Source organism: Sulfurisphaera sp. (assembly GCF_059755235.1).
Map to the genome: position 1 here is coordinate 43,925 of NZ_DBPRYF010000049.1, position 15,491 is coordinate 59,415.

General features: G+C 34.6%; 16 protein-coding genes. 4 read left to right on the forward strand and 12 right to left on the reverse strand.

Going from position 1 to position 15,491, the window contains the following annotated elements:
• The first annotated feature begins 142 nt into the window (after positions 1–142).
• Entirely contained in the window at positions 143–2,368 is a 2,226-nt protein-coding gene (hypF, locus tag AC3OCB_RS10495) for a carbamoyltransferase HypF (RefSeq protein WP_498342437.1), read from the forward strand.
• Between the two features lie 537 nt (positions 2,369–2,905).
• Here the strand turns inward: hypF and AC3OCB_RS10500 are convergent.
• Both AC3OCB_RS10500 and AC3OCB_RS10505 read right to left on the reverse strand, forming a co-directional pair.
• Positions 2,906–3,544 (reverse strand): HoxN/HupN/NixA family nickel/cobalt transporter, encoded by a 639-nt coding sequence (locus tag AC3OCB_RS10500; protein ID WP_498342438.1) that lies wholly within the window; start codon positions 3,542–3,544, stop codon positions 2,906–2,908.
• Positions 3,519–4,004 (reverse strand): HoxN/HupN/NixA family nickel/cobalt transporter, encoded by a 486-nt coding sequence (locus tag AC3OCB_RS10505; protein ID WP_498342439.1) that lies wholly within the window; start codon positions 4,002–4,004, stop codon positions 3,519–3,521. The genes AC3OCB_RS10500 and AC3OCB_RS10505 overlap by 26 nt, the downstream gene beginning before the upstream one ends.
• A gap of 966 nt (positions 4,005–4,970) precedes the next feature.
• On the opposite strand from AC3OCB_RS10505, the gene AC3OCB_RS10510 reads away from it, so the two are divergent.
• The gene (locus AC3OCB_RS10510) at positions 4,971–6,212 is read left to right on the forward strand and encodes a PIN domain-containing protein (RefSeq protein ID WP_498342440.1); all 1,242 of its coding nucleotides are present in this window, start codon (positions 4,971–4,973) and stop codon (positions 6,210–6,212) included.
• A 67-nt stretch (positions 6,213–6,279) separates the two neighbouring features.
• Here AC3OCB_RS10510 and AC3OCB_RS10515 read toward each other — a convergent pair whose 3' ends face one another.
• The 4 genes from AC3OCB_RS10515 to AC3OCB_RS10530 all read right to left on the reverse strand — a co-directional run bounded on the left by AC3OCB_RS10515 (position 6,280) and on the right by AC3OCB_RS10530 (position 7,881).
• Positions 6,280–6,486 carry a hypothetical protein gene (locus tag AC3OCB_RS10515; protein ID WP_498342441.1) on the reverse strand — a complete coding sequence of 69 codons (207 nt, stop codon included), beginning with the start codon at positions 6,484–6,486 and terminating at the stop codon, positions 6,280–6,282.
• Positions 6,455–7,189 (reverse strand): AAA family ATPase, encoded by a 735-nt coding sequence (locus tag AC3OCB_RS10520; protein WP_498342442.1) that lies wholly within the window; start codon positions 7,187–7,189, stop codon positions 6,455–6,457. The genes AC3OCB_RS10515 and AC3OCB_RS10520 overlap by 32 nt, the downstream gene beginning before the upstream one ends.
• A gap of 3 nt (positions 7,190–7,192) precedes the next feature.
• A complete protein-coding gene (locus AC3OCB_RS10525; RefSeq protein WP_498342444.1) occupies positions 7,193–7,330 on the reverse strand; it encodes a hypothetical protein in 138 nt (45 codons plus the stop codon).
• Between the two features lie 428 nt (positions 7,331–7,758).
• On the reverse strand, positions 7,759–7,881 hold the full coding sequence (locus AC3OCB_RS10530) for a hypothetical protein (protein ID WP_498342445.1): 123 nt from the start codon (positions 7,879–7,881) through the stop codon (positions 7,759–7,761).
• Between the two features lie 212 nt (positions 7,882–8,093).
• Here AC3OCB_RS10530 and AC3OCB_RS10535 point away from each other — a divergent pair, with 212 nt between their 5' ends.
• Positions 8,094–9,128 carry a phospholipase D-like domain-containing protein gene (locus AC3OCB_RS10535; RefSeq protein WP_498342447.1) on the forward strand — a complete coding sequence of 345 codons (1,035 nt, stop codon included), beginning with the start codon at positions 8,094–8,096 and terminating at the stop codon, positions 9,126–9,128.
• Positions 9,129–9,358: 230 nt separating this feature from the next.
• Here AC3OCB_RS10535 and AC3OCB_RS10540 read toward each other — a convergent pair whose 3' ends face one another.
• From AC3OCB_RS10540 to AC3OCB_RS10565, 6 genes are all read right to left on the reverse strand, one after another.
• Complete coding sequence (locus AC3OCB_RS10540) at positions 9,359–9,733, reverse strand: hotdog fold thioesterase (protein ID WP_498342448.1); 375 nt, start codon at positions 9,731–9,733, stop codon at positions 9,359–9,361.
• 159 nt (positions 9,734–9,892) lie between these two features.
• Complete coding sequence (locus tag AC3OCB_RS10545) at positions 9,893–10,783, reverse strand: DUF973 family protein (protein WP_498342449.1); 891 nt, start codon at positions 10,781–10,783, stop codon at positions 9,893–9,895.
• 191 nt (positions 10,784–10,974) lie between these two features.
• Positions 10,975–12,063 (reverse strand): hypothetical protein, encoded by a 1,089-nt coding sequence (locus AC3OCB_RS10550; RefSeq protein WP_498342450.1) that lies wholly within the window; start codon positions 12,061–12,063, stop codon positions 10,975–10,977.
• Positions 12,064–12,072: 9 nt separating this feature from the next.
• On the reverse strand, positions 12,073–12,579 hold the full coding sequence (locus AC3OCB_RS10555) for a hypothetical protein (RefSeq protein ID WP_498342451.1): 507 nt from the start codon (positions 12,577–12,579) through the stop codon (positions 12,073–12,075).
• Positions 12,580–12,581: 2 nt separating this feature from the next.
• Positions 12,582–13,826 carry an RNA-guided endonuclease TnpB family protein gene (locus AC3OCB_RS10560; RefSeq protein WP_498342452.1) on the reverse strand — a complete coding sequence of 415 codons (1,245 nt, stop codon included), beginning with the start codon at positions 13,824–13,826 and terminating at the stop codon, positions 12,582–12,584.
• A gap of 45 nt (positions 13,827–13,871) precedes the next feature.
• Positions 13,872–14,351, reverse strand: a complete 480-nt coding sequence (locus AC3OCB_RS10565) for a hypothetical protein (protein WP_498342453.1) — start codon at positions 14,349–14,351, stop codon at positions 13,872–13,874.
• A 209-nt stretch (positions 14,352–14,560) separates the two neighbouring features.
• Between AC3OCB_RS10565 and AC3OCB_RS10570 the strand changes: the two genes are divergently transcribed.
• Entirely contained in the window at positions 14,561–15,490 is a 930-nt protein-coding gene (locus tag AC3OCB_RS10570; protein WP_498342454.1) for an AAA family ATPase, read from the forward strand.
• Position 15,491: the final 1 nt, after the last annotated feature.

Here is a 15,491-nt window from a genome sequence, read left to right on the forward strand (position 1 = left end):
ATGGAGTTATTACTGTCATGATATATTCAACTATTTTACTCAAAAATATAAGTTTACTTCTATGTGATTTTTTCATTTAATTTAAAATAAAGTCAAATAAGTGTATGGAAGAGTTAATATTAAGAAGTGCATAACAAAGTATATGTTAAGTTATAAAATAGTTATAAGCGGACTTGTTCAGGGTGTGGGATTTAGACCATTCATTTATAGAATCGCAGTTAAATCCGGGATAAAGGGCTATGTACTTAATTTAGGCGGAGGAGAAGTAGAAGTTCATGCTGAAGGGGAAAAAGAAAACATTGCCCAGTTTTTACAACTTCTCTTCCTCAACTTGCCCCCGTCAGCAGAAATAGAAAATGTTCAAATGGAAGAGGCAGAATTTAACTCTTTTTCAGATTTTCGGATTCTATCAAGCTTAAACAGAATAAAAAAGCCAAGTGAGATACCTCCAGATTTTTCAGTTTGTGATGAGTGTATGAAAGAAGTCCTTGATCCTAAAAATAGAAGATATAAATATCCATTTAACAGTTGTGCTCACTGTGGCCCCAGGTTTTCTATGATGTATAAACTGCCATGGGACAGGGAAAATACTGCTATGATTGACTTTCCAATGTGTGAGGAGTGTAAAAAAGAATATGAGGATCCAGACAACGAGAGAAGATTTGATGCCCAAGGAATAAGTTGTTCTATTTGTGGACCAAGACTATTTTTGTCTACAATAGACGGAGAAAAAGTAGAAGGGGATCCAATTGTTGAGACTGCAAAGCTTTTGGAAGAAGGATACATTGTTGCTATAAAAGGAATTGGCGGTTTTCATATATCAGCAGATCCATTTAATGATGACGTCATAGTAAAATTGAGAGAAAGGAAAAATAGGCCACAACAACCATTTGCTGTAATGGCAAGAGACCTAGAAACTGTAGAAAAATATGCTTACGTGTCTGATATAGAAAGATCACTTTTAACCTCATTACAAAGACCTGTAGTACTTTTAAGGAAAAAAGAGCCTTACGAACTTTCGAAATATATCTCTCCGGGTTTAGATAGGGAAGGGTTTTTTCTTTACTACACCCCTTTACACTATTTACTTTTAGACTCTTTCAAGAATCACGTTTTAATAATGACTAGTGGCAATAAACATGGTCTTCCAATGTGCATGAGTGAAGAATGTGTTAAAGAGAAATTGAAGGGTGTTGCAGATTACGTCTTGTACCACAATAGGAAAATTGTCAATAGGGTTGACGACAGTGTAGTTAGAGTTTCATCTGGAAGAGTCATGTTACTGAGAAGAAGCAGGGGGTATGCTCCAGCTTGGATAAAGATAAAGGGTAAGTTGAAAAACCCGGTTATTGCTGTAGGCGCAGAATTGCAAAACGTTGGTGCTGTTGCATTTGAGGATAAAGTTGTATTAACTCAATATATTGGTGATACAGATGAGCTTGAAACCTTACATGAGCTCGAGAAGTACATAAAGCTTTTCGTTTCATGGTATGGAATAAGACCTAGATTCGTTATTGCAGATAAGAACTCAGCTTATCAAAGCGTGTACTTAGCTAAAAAACTAGCAGAGGAATTCTCTGCAGAACTTGTCCAAGTACAACATCACTACATTCACGTGTTAAGCGTTGCGGGGGATTATGGTTATGATGAAGGCGTAGGTATTGCAATAGATGGTATCGGTTATGGTGATGATGGCAACGGTTGGGGAGGAGAAATAATAGAGTTTGACAAAAACAAATACGAAAGAAAATACCATTTGAAGTATGTCCCTTATGTTGGTGGTGATTTAAACGCTATTAAACCGTGGAGGATGCTAGCCCTAATATTATCAACTTTTATGAGATGGGATGAGATAAAAGAAATTGTTAAGCTTGATGAGAGAGAAATCACCGTCTTAGAAAAGGTAAGCAAAAAATCGACTCTGTTTACTTCAAGTACTGGAAGAGTACTTGATGCAGTATCAGCACTCCTAGGAGTTTGTGATTTAAGGACTTATGAGGGCGAACCTGCAATGAAGTTAGAGGCTATAGCTAGAGGTGGTAAGATCTTAGATTTGTCAATACCAATAATAAGTGATGAGATAGACACAACTAAAATTTTCCGATGGTTATTGGAAAACAGAGATAAACCAGTACGAGATTTAGCAATTACTGTTCAATATCGCCTCGGTGAAGCTTTAATTAAAGCAGCACTTAAGCTAAACCCAGAAATGGTATTTGTATCTGGTGGCGTAACAGTAAATGAGTATATACTAAGGGGAATGATTGATAACTCTGAAGGCGTTGATGTTTTAACACCTAAAAGAGTACCTGCAGGGGATGGGGGAATTGCATTTGGTCAAAGTTACTACACTAGCTTTTTTGATTAACAAAAACCTCCAATTCTCTTTGTAGTAACAAGTATGTTATTTTCATAAACTTTGACCATTGTGACAAAATATGTATCTAAAGAAGAAACAGTTAAGGATAATTCAGTAGGGGTTTTAGGATCTCTTATTGGAAGACCTATTATTGCACTTTCTAGTGCCGTTCGCCCCCTAGAGAGTGAAATCTGCTATTTTGTGATACTCTAGCTTCGCTTTCTCTAGGGACTTCCATCTCGCTTATGTTTTTCTTCAGAACTATGAGGTCATGGATGGCTATCACCCCCTACGGCACGGGGGATATACATATGGGAGAATCATAGTCTGTGTAACTTATAGTATTACTCACATCATTACACGAGATCGTCTTATTTTAAGATACATCTACATAATCTGAGCTTAAAGAAGGTTTCTGCCCCCAAGGGTGAGGCTTTCTGTTGAAATAAACAATGTATTAAGGAGTAATGATATAATTTTTAAGGAAACAGACCCTTAATTCATCTCAGTTTGAAAAAGTTAAAAGGATAAAAATTTTACCTTAAGTCATAAAGGTTCAGGCTGAGTAGTTAGCCCCTTTATTTCTTTAGCAACCTTAATTTTGTATACTATTGCTGAGATTAGCCACGTTATTGCAAAAGTTCCAATAATAACATAACCTATAGACTCCCAGTACACATTATTTAATGCTGCTATTTGATCCCAGAATATTCCGGATAAATTAAACTCAGACTGTAGTATTCCTAGAACCTCAATAGTTCCTATAACAGCTGCAATAAAAATTGATATTAATGTCATTGTTAAGTTGTACCATAATTTTGCTAAAGTGTTCTTAAATGCCCAACCGTATGCAGTTCTCATAAATATACCATCTATTGTATCTATTAGGCTCATGCCTAGAGCGAATAAGGTTGGCAATACTAAAACTGTTGTCATTGGAATAGAGGTAAAAGCTCCTGCAAGCGTAGCTGAAATTGCTAAAATAGCAACTTCTGTTGCAGTGTCGAAACCGAGACCAAATAGAAAACCTATTATGTACATTTGCCATTCATGCTCAATAATTTTGAAGAGCTTCCCAAAGAACCTATTCATAAAACCTCTCTTTAATAAGGCTTGATTAAGTTTCTCCTCATCAACATTCTTTTCACGTTTTACCTGCTTATATATATATACTATATATTTCAAAAAGTACTAGAGTGTTCAAAAAAGCTAGAATATAGAGGAAGCCAGCGCTCACTAGTGTACCTATAATGCTACCTATATTTTCAAAATTATCAAGATTTGTAACAATAAACCTTGTAGCAATCATAAGCGTTAGACTTAATAGAATAACAACTGTGGAATGACCTAAAGAGAACATCGTACCTATAAACCAAGGATCTTTTCCCTCTTGTATCATTTTTCTTGTTGTATTGTCAATAGCAGCTAAATGATCTGCATCTACAGCGTGTCTTAAACCAAAAGTATAAGCCAATACTCCTAGTGTTATGAAAGTCCCTGTTATCACTCCAGTGTCAGTTTGTATATTCATATGATATTTAGGAAGTTGGAAAAGATAAGCAAAAAATATCCCTGTTAATACTAAATTTAGTGTGAAAAAGGCTCCTAGTAATGTTAATTTTGTTAAACTTATTTTCCCTACCATTTATATATTGTGATTTAATCAAAATTTATAAACTTTACTACCACTATCGTAGCTTTTTACTACCATAAAAATGAGTCTTTATTATATAACTCTAGACTACTTTTACTCTCGGACATAAATTAGCTTAATAAATCAAGGACTAAGCAAAAATTAGTTATAAAGAAATTTCGGAAAATACACAGATTTTTTAATCATGGCAGCTTTGTAGACATCCTTAGAAAAGCATTTATTTAGGGGATTTTGTTATATTTATGGTATATTATATTATCACAAAATTCCCTAAATTCGTCATAAGGTCAAAGAAATATGAGTTAATCTAACATGAAGTAATTATTTTCAAAGACTTCTTCCTTCTTATTCATCCTAATCCAAAAAGAAGTTCAAGTAGTATCAGCTCTTTATCATCCTTTTATACAAGGTCTGTAGAAGCTAAGTGACGTCACTGGTAATTATAAGGAAAAGTAGCTCTTTTGTGAGATTAAGGATTCCAGAACAAGCCGAAATGAAATTGTGTTAAAGATAATAATATTTAATATAATAGAGGGAGAATACTAATCCTATAATTCTATGTTTATTTTTATTATTTTTAGGTTTTCTACAGCGCTTATGCAAAAAGAAGCTTTTCGGAAATTTAACTTTGTAGAGTAATGGAAAAGTTATCAACTATGCTATTCAACCTGGCTTTTACTACTATTTTATTTATTATATCGCTAATTGATCTCCTAGATTATGGCTAGAATTATTGCGTACACGTTCATTAAAAAGAAAGTTATTAATATTTAATCTAAAAAAACTTATCATAAAAACTTTTTATCTTTGATGCTTATATTCTATATAGGGAGACTATAATTATTTAAACTTATTTAAAACTTAAAAGAAAAGCAATATATTCAAGCCCTTCTTATTAAAAAGTGTTTAACACAATAAGCGAAAAAGGTTTATCTATGAATAGTCCTCATATATAGTATGAAACTTGCTATATTGGGATCAGACAAGTCCGTTACTACAATAAACGCTATAATGACCGAACTACTAACTGATATTAAACCTTCCGAGATATTTATATATAGAGAATCTGCACCTGAGAAGCCTTTATACGACCTAAAGGAGATCTTAAAACAACTAGGAATCTCCACAGAGATTCACGAAAAAGTAATCGGAGAAGGGGTCACAACATGGAGGGAAAAGATTTCCCAAGATAGCGTTGATGTATTTGACATTACACCGGGAAGGAAATATATGGCTCTTGTTTCGGCAAATTATTCTCACGCAGGAGAGGTTAGATATGTTTACTTAAAAGAAGAGAATGAAGGATATAGGGTTTTTGGCTATGTTCCCTTTGAAAAACTGAAAGTTTTTAACATGAATAGTGGCAAAGAAGTTAAGATAAATCCTCCACCTTATACTATAACTTCTCTAGATAAAGAAGCAACGTTAGATGTAGACTCGCTTACCGCATTATACAACATATTAAAACTTCGTGGGAAAGTAAAACTAAAGATAGGTTCAGAGTACTTAGATGATCTAGTTGACGATGAATTAATTAAGACATGTGAAATTAGGTCTGGTAAGTTACGCTATAAAGAAGAGGATAAAATAAAGGACTACTTGAAAACAGATTCCGCCTTTGTGGCTGATACAAATGTTTACATAAACCTAGGCAATAGGATAAGAAAGCTCTTTTACGAAAGGAATAAAGGCTTTACGTTGTTACCTTCAATCTCAGTTTATAACGAGCTAAAAAACAAACTAGATAGCACGCAAAAGGGTGATCAAAAGATAGTCTTATTCCGTTTAGGCATGGATACGTATAAGAGTACTCATAGAAGCTTAATACCAGAAGTAGAAAAGAAGATGGGGGATGTAGCACTAAAGAGAGAAGTGGAGAGACTGAAGGACGCTTTGCCATATAATATTATCTTAGTTACTGGAGATCGAACTTTGGCGTTGTCAAGTCATTCTGTTAAAACCTTGTTACTAGGTGAGTTGTACCAAAGTAACGATTATGACATTGGCGAGTTTTTATATTGCCTAAGCTACGCAGAGTTCTACTACCGAGGGAAGAAACTCACAATTGAATTAGATGAAAAAGAAGTTGTTGAGGTTAGAAACAACAATAATGAGGACTATAAGGTGAAAGTTAAAACTGTTGATCCAAAGTATAATTATGCTAAAGTATTAGAAAACTTAAGAAAGTTAATTTCTTGATAGATTGAGGTATTGTATTTCTTTTAGCCTCGGTATTAGAAACTCTAATAAGCTCTCTGAAAAAATCTTACCTTAAAGAGGAGAAATTTATCTCCTTTAACAGTGGATCAGAAATCTTGTATTCTTCGTCGAATTTTGTCACAAAGTTGTAACTTACTAGGTTTTTCAACGCTATTGACAAGCTTTTGTCCTCTATTTTCTTACCTAGCTTTACCTCAACCCCCGTTTTAATTTCTTTCCATCTATTTGCAAACTTCAGAACTTCCATTATCATAAGATATAAACTCTTTGTTCTTTTTATCAGAAAGGAAATGGTTAAACTCATCGATCATTATTTTCTTTCCCTCCTCCAACGTTTGTCTTAACGCCTCTTCATATTTCATTTTTCTTATTGCGTAAAAGTTTCCGAAAAGTGTTAACCAACCCACAATTCCATCAAGTTTGTTAACGACTTCCTCGTACTTGTCAAAACTAACTTTTGCCTCCTTCATCCCTCTTTTTAAGAAATAAATTGACGTCTCTCTGTCAAATGGTTCTAAACGAATCTCTGTTGGAGGTCTTCCGTGAAGTGGAGAAGAAGATGGTGGATTTAGTAACGTTTGAACTAAACCTACATAAGAACCAGAAAACATTATGTGCACATTTCTGTTTGTTGCGTAAACGTTTCCTAGTACGTCAAGGAATTGCTTAGAAACGTTTGAAAGCTCTTGAACTTCATCAAATGCAATAACAGTTTCATCAAGGGAATTCAAAAGCTCTAGTAAGCTGTTCACAGCTTTGCTCCCTTTTTTAAGCTCGATTCCTGCCGAGATAAAGATTAAGTTTAAGCTTACCTTGATTCTAAAGTTTATCTTTTCCCTATTAATCTCAGAAACAAGGAGAGAAAGAAGAGAGTTTAAACTTTGAACTCCTCTAAGGTTTAAATAAATCCCTCTCACGTTATGTCTTCTTTTCATTTCGTTTAAAACAACTTTCATTAGTTACGTTGTCTCTATTTCTCTTTGTCCCGTAATTAAAACCCAGTTTCCGGATAAAAGTTGGGAGATTGTAAACTCAACCTCTTTTTCTCTTCCAATTAATTCCTCTATTCTCTCTTTTGGGTGTAAGTCAAAAATCAACTGAACCCCCTACAGTAACTGTACACCCTACAGTTAATAAGTTAAACGGGTAGGAGACCGAAAGCATTTGTATTAAAAGCTAAATTTTATATTAATCATGAGTAGATGAAGAGATATAGACATTTGGTAAATTGAAAAGAAGTAGAGGAAATTTAACGATTAAGAGTTACAAATGTGAGAAGTATGCATATATTATGAGATTTAAGTTTTTTGATCTTCAGCCACTTGATCGGTTATTACTATGAACCCCTTTTTTCTCTGCTTTTTCTAAATTTTTCCATTATCGCATTGCAAACTAGAAACATTTTTACAAGTTTCTTTCTCATTGACTCGAAAATTGCTTTTTTATCTTCAAGCATACACGCTGGTCACCTGTCACCAAAGCTCTTGGCCTTAAATGAATCTAGTTATCCTTTACTTTATAGAAGTTAACCCCATATTCCCATATCTCTGAATCTACTTATTTTCTTTTCGTCGATAATCGTTTCACATTTTGCTCTATCTAGTTTACCGCTGTTCAATTCTAGAGCTTGTTCATATAATTTTATCATAACTTTTTAAAAAGTGTTTGATCCTTGCAGTAAAAAGCTTTTCCTAATTTTAACTAATGTTAGGATTAACTTCTTTTTGTTCTTCCAATAAATTTCTAATAACTCTTCCTTTGATAAGGAAGGTTCACAGATATTATTTTTATAGTCTATATATAACTATATAGAAGTGAAAGAGATAAAAAAGTTATAAGCAAAATTACTTATTACTTCTTATGAAAAGTAAAAGTTCTTTTCTTCTCCTCATAATAATAACGTTACCACTTTTAACCAACTTAACCTTTTCGCAAGTAGTAACCACAACCCATTTCAGTTATGTAACAGTAAGTAAATATAAGATTTTAGTCTCACCAAACAACATGACTGATATAGTGAACTTGCTTGAAGAGGCCAATAAGTCAATATACTTAGAAGTATACCTTTTAACTTATCAAAATCTTGCTAACGTATTAGCTAGCAAGGCAGAGTCTGGAGTACAAGTCTACCTAGTCTTATCTAGTAACGTCTATAGAGGAATACCAAGTGATGAGAATTCATTAGTACAATACCTAGAATCCAGCGGGGTTCATGTTAAATTCGTTTCTAATTTCTATTATGTCCATAGCAAAGTGTATGTAATAGATAACAAGACAGTTATAATTAGTACAAATAACCCTTCTTATTACGGTTTTACTCATGATCTAGGCGTTGCAATTGTAATCTATAACTCGACAATAGCTACTTGGTTTTCTACAATAATACTCAATGACTATAATTGCTATTTCCCTAGTTACAACTACACTGGATTTGTAATTTCACCAATAAACTCATACTCACAGCTAAACGGTCTTTTTTCTTATAACTCCCCAACTATATATGCAGGAATTGAAGAAATTTACTCTGACTCGGATTTAACTACTTCACTCTTCTCTCATCAAAATAAGTTCGTGGTTGCAAGTAGGACTGATCAAAATATCCCAACACTTCACGACTTAACTGCAAAAGTTGTCGTTGTAGGGGATTATGTATATATAGGATCGATAAACTTAAGTCATACCTCGGTGTATTCGAATAGAGAACTAGGGATAATAATAATGAATAGTACACTTGCAGAGCAAATGAAGTCACTAGTAATGCATTGGTATAATGAGGCTAATAGTAGTAGTAACAGCAGTGGTATTACTTTTCCAGGCAACATCAGTGTCTATATGGCATTGCTAGTCATCATCGTCTTATTTATACTCCTCTTTTATATCAAGTCAAGAAGGTAACAAGCGAAAGGCTAATTAAAGGACTGAGGAAAAGGAGTTGAAAACGATAAAATAATATATAACCTCAATCCTACCAACGAGTTAAAGTGTTAAGGATGCAGTGTACATAATTTATTTTAACTTTTCTGTATGACGAATTAAGTGTAGAAAGTAAAGAGAATGGAATAAAACGTGAGTATTTTTGCTTAGTCCACTGATATTTTACTTCCTCCTATCTATAAAGAAAAAAATCACTTTCTGCTATCAAGATGATATACAAGTGCCGTGACGTATGCTACTAGTTTCCCTTCTCCATTTTTAACAGTTATCTTATACAATGACGTAGTCTTGCCTGAACTTTCCTCAAAAGCTTCTGCTATCAGTCTCTCTCCTTCCTTAGCTGGTCTCCTAAAATCAATATCCATGTGAAGTGCTACAGAGTCTCTAGAGAAGTTACTCACGTACTCAAATGCTGCATCTGCAATGGCAAAAATAAATGAACCATGAGCAGTTGAGTGCATATTTAAATGTTCCTTAGTAACTGTTGTCGATACTTTAGCATATCCCTCTCTAATCTCATCTAATTTAATACCGAGGGATTGAAGATATGGACTTTCTTTCAACATTTCACCATTTAAGAGTAATTAGCATTTTAAAAAATTGACTATGCAAATCAATGTAGGAACAAGAATGTATAATTTCCACGAAATTCTATTGCAAGGTAATTTGAAAAGTTACTGAGTAAATAGATGAAGAAAAAAATTAATTTTACGTTTGCTATCACTTCAAGGTTGATAAACTGCTGTAACCTTTACCTCGCTTATGTTTCCTCCTATATTGACAACTAAAGTTATGATATAAGTTGTACTTGGAGTCAGTAAACTTACATTACTAAACCAGATAGTAACCTCATTCTGTCCAGGTTGCAAGACAACCGGGTTAACATTAACTGAAGAGAGTCCAGTCCCCTCAATTCTAGCTGACACTATCGTGGCTTGAGTAGAGGAATAAAGTGAAATTTGAGCATAACCGTTTTCTCTAATTATCCCTTGTCCTACTTGATAAATCTGAGGAGGGTAATTGGTTTGGGTTGGTTGTGTTTGGAAATAGCTGGGTGAACTAGGGGGCAGTGCCATTGTGTTTACTTTTCCTAAACCTGAATATGTAAGAATGTAGCCAATGAATGGGATAATTATTATAAGAATTCCACCTATTTTGGTTGTATCTTCATTATATATCTCTCCTACTTTGTAGAACCCTATTCCAATTAATACATTAGCTATAAATTCAATTATATTGCTAGCTACTACTAAAGTCTCACCCCCTACAAACGTTAGAAGTGATCCAAGGATCGATAAACCGATGGCAATGAAGGCTAACGTTGTACCCGTATATCCTATCCCAACGTCTCTCCCAAAACTCTCCAGGATCTCAAAACCTTTTCTAATATTAAGCATACCAATAATTCCCCCTATATCCCCAATAATTTCCGCTATTATAAAAGCTACAAGAATACTAATTATTGATGAGGTTATTGATGACGTTGTTGGAGATTGTACAACTGCAATCAATGAGAGTAACAACACAAGAAATGCCCCTATAATTAATATTGAAGCCAATACGAGTATCAATGATCCCCTACGTAATTTATTAATTCCCTCAGATTCACTTTGCACAAAAGAAAATTTGATTTTGAAATAATAAGCTTTATCGATAATTTCATATACGTGCATGATTCCCGATCGTTTATTCCTTGATCCTAATTTTACAGTATTTTGATTCTTGAAAGAGACTGTAACGTATTATCGTGAGGGAGTTAATTTCAGTCTATCCATCTTTATATTGAAATAGAAGCAACTTAGTCATTTTATCCTTTCACTCCCAGCAATATCTCGTTTAATTTTTTAACTTTGTTTAATTCCGTTTTGATCAGCTCCTTTACTGTGATAAATTTTATTCCATCGGTTACGACTATTCCATCAACGTCGAACCCTTTTCTTCTGTACTCAATTAATAAGTTACCCAACCTCTCTATGTCTACTAAAGCTGGGACTAACCTAAAAAAGACCCTTAATAGTCTTTTATTTCCATAAGTTTCTACAGCCTCTTTTAACTCTTCACTAGGAAAGGCACCTAAACTAGGTTTTATGACATAGACCACGTTACCTACAGTAAGTTCTTCCCCTTCAACCTTTATCTTATCTAATGAGACGTACTGAAGCAAATAACGAATTAACAAAGCCCTCATCTTCCTCCTAGTTGCATCAAAATCATCTAGTTTAGGGAAGTTCTTCCTCAGCCATAACCAACTCTCATCCACCATTTCTTCCTCATGAATAGCTAAGTTCCTTAGAGAATCGTACTTTTTCTCTTCACCTCTTATAATCACGGCGACATAATCCTCGCTCTCAACTTCCTTTTTCTTTTCTGAAACATAAATTCCATGCTTACGTTCAGAGTAACTTAGTGTATGACAGTAACCACACATCTTAGACGCTTCAATCACAAACTCAGCTAAAGACTCTGGGACTTGTATCACCCCTTTACATTTGTTCAGCGACGTTATTTCGGGGAACTCGTTGGTAAACGCTTCAATGAATCTCGCAAAGTTCTCATCAAGGACTTTCTCGACCACGGAATCTGCGTCAAGTTCGAAAGTTGTTGGCACTCTTTCCTCTAATTCTACTTCTTTTCTGCTTGCTTTTACAAACCTTACATATATCCATTTATCGAGGTCAAACTCAAAGCTCAAAGGGGTTTTGAATTCGAGGGGAACCGGCTCGGCTATTAATGGTAGTTTTTCATCAAAGTCAAAATAGAGTAAGGAAGGGTCGACTTCCTTAACATTTTCCACCAAGATTTTGTTTACTTTTACGCTGTTCTCCCTCGGTATACCGTAAATGATCATCTTTTCGTCAATTGTGAAATCCGTTGGAATAGGGTTGAGTATTTTCATCTCTTTCCCTCAACTAAACATCGTGTCTGTTAATCTGATTTCATTATATTGGTCATAAACTGTCACGTCTATCTTTCTAGGGCCTAAAAACAGAAGGGTTTCGTTAACTTTATCATTGCTCAGGAAGTCCGCTATATCTATACGGCTACCTTGCAAAATGTTGCTGGAGACAGTAAAGTCCTTGTATATAGATAACGTTACACCCATGGGAGGTACTGATATTCCCTTAGTGTACTCTTTAATGTGTTGGTTTAACAAACTTACGTTTAATAACAACTTAGCAAAGGAGTTCATAAAGTAGTGATAAGAGTAGTACATTACGTTAAAAATCAAGTCGAATAAGCCATTTAAGTTGTGTATATAGAATGGGAATTTATTCTTTGATTCCCCAAGTACTGGTAATGTAATCTTTGTTATACCCAAGTATTGCAAAAGTTGGGGATCACTGTAAAGTTCGGGGTACTGAACTTTGAAGAGGGCTTCTCCTAAAAACCTAGTAGTCTGACTTCTCCTCACTCTTATGAGCGAGGATTCTCACGGTCTGAGTGGTCTTTTCCACCTTTCATCCCGTGAGCAGTCGAGAGGTGCAGAATACCCCTCCCATACAAATTCATAACTGCAATGTAATCACGATTTTCTTCAAAACCACAGTTAGGACAACGAAAAGTCCTATAATCACTCTCTTTCATCAAAGTTCCACATTTAGGACAAGTAGTAGAGGAATAAGCGGGATTGACCTTTATTACCTTCAATCCGTATTTCTTGGCTTGCCATTCAATCCATTTTTGTATTCTACTATATTGCATCAGATACAACTTTAACCTATAGTTCTTCCTTAATCCGTTAATGTTATAAATCATCCTATTCAATTCCTCTAGCACTATAACGTTTGCTTTTAGTAGCATAGCTATTTCCACAACCCATCTACCAACTTTCTTAGCAAAGTCCATTAGGATGTTCCTCTCCCTTCTGAAGAAGTGTGCAATCCTATTTTGTATGTGCTTAGAATACCTCCACTTAGTTGGATATTTCTGTTGTAGCTTTTGTGCTTCATTCACGTAGTGGTCAGCGTCATCTAACCTCGTTGGAATTTCTACGACCTTCTTATCATTGCCAACCATGATAAAGCCCTGATTTATGTCTACTGCTACTATACTAGTTACTTTAAACTCGTCTTTCTTTTTCTCTTTCCCCTTTTTCTCTCCCTTATCTACTGACTTTACTCCTTTTGTCTTTGCTTTCTTCCTCTTCTTCTCTTCCTCCTTTTTAAAAGTGATAAAAAGATACCAATCTTTCCTTCTCTTAACCAATTTGGCTTCAGCAATTTTCCAACCTTTATACTGTGTCAATGTCCTAGAATAACCTAAGATTGGTGTTTCATAACCTAGGATGCTTAGTTTCATCTTTTCTAAGTCTAGTTTATAACTCGCTTTAGGTGTTAAGATAACTGACACTTTCCTTATTCTAGGTTTCGATTTATTGTTGTTGGGATTCTCTAACCATGATGTGTACACATTTCCAGCGTCTCTATAACAGTCTTCAGCTAGACGTCCTGTTAACCCCATCTCTTTTAGCTTTTCATACCACTCATGATGGAGGATGTTAATTAGATCTGTTTTAGTCTTAAAAGCAGGTTTTGTTTCTATCAGCCAATTGACAACGAGTTGCTTAGCTCTTGTGTATACATACGCAAGGTGTTTAACCTCGTGACTAGGTGCAACCTTCATCTGAACTGAGACTTGAAATCCAGTTGACCTAGTCATAAGATAAGATCGTCTTGTTCGTATTTAAGCTTTTCATCCCCCGCCCTAAAGAGCGAGGCTTTCAGTTGTAAACGCGTCTAGTGTAGAAGGAGTCTTCTGTATCCCAGCTTTCGTTAATAACGAGTCAGTGTACTTGACTATGTTCTCTAAATAGCTTAAAGAAAGTATTTGCTCTTGCCTTTTGTTAATTCTTAACTCGGGGTAAGGGTCTTTGTCCGTCTTTAAAAGTGTTGATAGCTTTATTGGGTCTATGAAGTACCCAAATTCTAAGTATACCAGCTTAGCTAAACTGTTATCAGAGTAGCTACCGTCTTCCTTAATTCCTCCTAGAAAGAAAGGCAGCAAGTTTGGGTCTTTTACCTTTATTTCAGCCAATGAGAGGCCGACAAGTTTAGACAGATAATCACTAACTGCTAATACAGAGCTGGCATAGTAGTTTAATGGCTTTATACAATCCTCTACGTATTCCTTAACTGTTTGTGTTGTTATTTGAGAAAGCGGTGTAGTGTAATTATCGCAGTTCATATTATCTCTTTATACTGTTTTAGTATAAATGTGTTATAGTTAGAGAAAAGGGTCTTTAATAAGGTCTACTTCGATATATGCCCTAGATTATCGTTCTTTTTCTCTATGCTGATGAAGTTTTGAAGGATGTAAAACTAGAACTTACTCAAGGTCTATCCTTGCATTTAACTCTTGCAAAAACTTAATACCCACGCCGTTAAATATATCTTATGATTACTAAAGTTTCAATTAAGGGCTTTAGGGGATTGAACATTGAAGCTAATTTGAAGAAGATAAATGTTGTTATTGGAAAGAATGGCACCGGTAAGACTTCTTTTCTTGAGGCGATTTTTCTCTCGTCCCTTTTCTATTCTGAGTACACTGAAAATGAAATAAATGAACTCGTGGCTTATACCTTTAATAGTAGAGGTAATACTTTCTCCTCTTACCTAACGATAGAGGATACCGAAATTTTAATGTGGGACGGAAATGAAGAACTAAAACTTATTTTCAAGAGGAAAGACCCTTATACCTTAAACATTCTATACCCAGACTCTAAAAAGCCGGTTGCAAATATAATAGTGGAAAATTTAAAGATTCGATTCCCCGAAGGAGTAAATATACCCGCGAGTTGGCCTTTTGTTAGATTTAAGCAAAAGATTATAAAAAGAAAAGAGTTCCCGGTATACATTTCAACTCATTTTGACTCATATTCCATACCGGAAAAAATAGTGAGTTATGCGAGAAATAAAGGAATTAAATCAAACTTTGAAATATTACAAGATGCCTATGGATTTTATACTTTACATGAAATTAAAGATAATAAAGCAATACCTGCATATGTAATAGGAAGGGGATTATTAAAAGAAGAACTGATCAGAGATAGTCTCTCTTACGCCTCATTACTGTTGGCAGATGAAATTGAAGACTCCCTTCACCCTGATATGTTAATAAGAGTTCTTAAGAGCATAAAAGAGTCTAGTACACAAGTGATTTTTACAACTCATTCAAATGAAGTGATAAAGTTTATGACTGATATCTTTGAAGATAACGAGGTCAACATAATTTCTCTGTTTAAAGGTGGAGAATATAGAATATACCCTCAAATGTCTCTATTTAAAGATCTAGAGAAGCCATTAAGCTGGATAGGGTATTTGTAGC

What these genes read in the sequence shown, in the direction of transcription:
- AC3OCB_RS10530 (WP_498342445.1), bottom strand. Translation starts at nt 7,881, where the DNA reads ATGATAAAATTATATGAACAAGCTCTAGAATTGAACAGCGGTAAACTA.
- AC3OCB_RS10540 (WP_498342448.1), bottom strand. Translation starts at nt 9,733, where the DNA reads ATGTTGAAAGAAAGTCCATATCTTCAATCCCTCGGTATTAAATTAGAT.
- hypF (WP_498342437.1), top strand. Translation starts at nt 143, where the DNA reads ATGTTAAGTTATAAAATAGTTATAAGCGGACTTGTTCAGGGTGTGGGA.
- AC3OCB_RS10565 (WP_498342453.1), bottom strand. Translation starts at nt 14,351, where the DNA reads ATGAACTGCGATAATTACACTACACCGCTTTCTCAAATAACAACACAA.
- AC3OCB_RS10505 (WP_498342439.1), bottom strand. Translation starts at nt 4,004, where the DNA reads ATGGTAGGGAAAATAAGTTTAACAAAATTAACATTACTAGGAGCCTTT.
- AC3OCB_RS10560 (WP_498342452.1), bottom strand. Translation starts at nt 13,826, where the DNA reads ATGACTAGGTCAACTGGATTTCAAGTCTCAGTTCAGATGAAGGTTGCA.
- AC3OCB_RS10535 (WP_498342447.1), top strand. Translation starts at nt 8,094, where the DNA reads ATGAAAAGTAAAAGTTCTTTTCTTCTCCTCATAATAATAACGTTACCA.
- AC3OCB_RS10550 (WP_498342450.1), bottom strand. Translation starts at nt 12,063, where the DNA reads ATGAAAATACTCAACCCTATTCCAACGGATTTCACAATTGACGAAAAG.
- AC3OCB_RS10515 (WP_498342441.1), bottom strand. Translation starts at nt 6,486, where the DNA reads ATGATAATGGAAGTTCTGAAGTTTGCAAATAGATGGAAAGAAATTAAA.
- AC3OCB_RS10510 (WP_498342440.1), top strand. Translation starts at nt 4,971, where the DNA reads ATGAAACTTGCTATATTGGGATCAGACAAGTCCGTTACTACAATAAAC.
- AC3OCB_RS10570 (WP_498342454.1), top strand. Translation starts at nt 14,561, where the DNA reads ATGATTACTAAAGTTTCAATTAAGGGCTTTAGGGGATTGAACATTGAA.
- AC3OCB_RS10520 (WP_498342442.1), bottom strand. Translation starts at nt 7,189, where the DNA reads ATGAAAGTTGTTTTAAACGAAATGAAAAGAAGACATAACGTGAGAGGG.